At 45.1% G+C, this 1,056-nt stretch carries 1 protein-coding gene; it reads left to right on the forward strand.

The window, feature by feature from the left end; translation table 11 throughout:
- Positions 1 to 244 precede the first annotated feature (244 nt).
- Positions 245 to 1,056: IS110 family transposase (locus FD47_RS14585; protein ID WP_156319514.1), on the forward strand; the 812-nt coding region annotated here is incomplete at its 3' end.

The following is a 1,056-nucleotide window of genomic DNA, read 5'->3' on the forward strand; positions in this document are numbered from 1 at the left end:
ATAAAAACTACTAAGCTTAGAGGCGTATATGAGACTCGACGGAGTCCATATACGCCTCTATTACTTTATAGTGGTAGTGAAGCACAGGCCGTGGTTGCTTTTTGGGCTCTTAGAAGCCGTATATAAAAATGGCCGCTTCGCTGGTCTTAGAAAATTCGCTCAAAGTAGTTGGGTCCCAGAGACCGCGTTTTGAAAACTTGGTTACTAAGGCCTCAGCGAAGAGCTTCAAGAAAGGTAGATTAATATGCGAACAATTATTGGGTTAGATGTTTCTAAAGCAACAGCCACCTTATCGGTGGCCACCGAAGGCAAGACGGTTTATGACAGTACCATCACATTAGATGCCATTGGCTTCAATACTTTGAAAGCAATGGTTGCCTCATACGATCGGCCGGAAGTCGTTTTTGAAGCGACTGGTGTGTATTCTCGACGGCTCGAGAAGTTTTTATTAGATCAAGGAATCCTGTACCATATTTTGAATCCCCTGGTCGCCAAGAAACGACTGGATGATGGTTCCAGATTACGAAAAAACGATATCAGGGACGCACAGGGGTTGGCCCTTACCGAATTTGTCAAACAACCAGTCGCTTTTAAGCCTCGATTTATCGATCCCGTATACCGTGAATTGATGGACCTCAGTCGTTATTATGACCAACAAACTGAGGATCTCAAACGCGAGAAGAACCGGTTGCATCGGTCAATTCAGCTTACATTCCCAAATTTTGACGATGAGATTGATCTTAGCCGACGATCAGGATTAGCTGTGCTCCGGCTATTTCCGCACCCTTCACGATTACGCCAGGGCAGCTTTGAAGCTATTAAGCAAAAAATATTGGAGCTTCAATTAGCTGGGATTGGAGAAGGACGGGCTGATACTTTGACTCGCCGATTATGGCAAGCCAACGCGATATCTTATCCCGCTGTTGATGAGCAGTCGCTCGTCATCAAACAAGTTCAAGACCAGGTTGATAATGTTTTACGGATCATGGATGGGCGTGAGGAAACGATTGCCTATATGACTATGTTGGCTCATCAGCTCCCAGAATACGAAATCCT

It is taken from the genome of Lentilactobacillus parafarraginis DSM 18390 = JCM 14109, from assembly GCF_001435895.1.
Classification (GTDB): Bacteria; Bacillota; Bacilli; order Lactobacillales; family Lactobacillaceae; genus Lentilactobacillus; species Lentilactobacillus parafarraginis.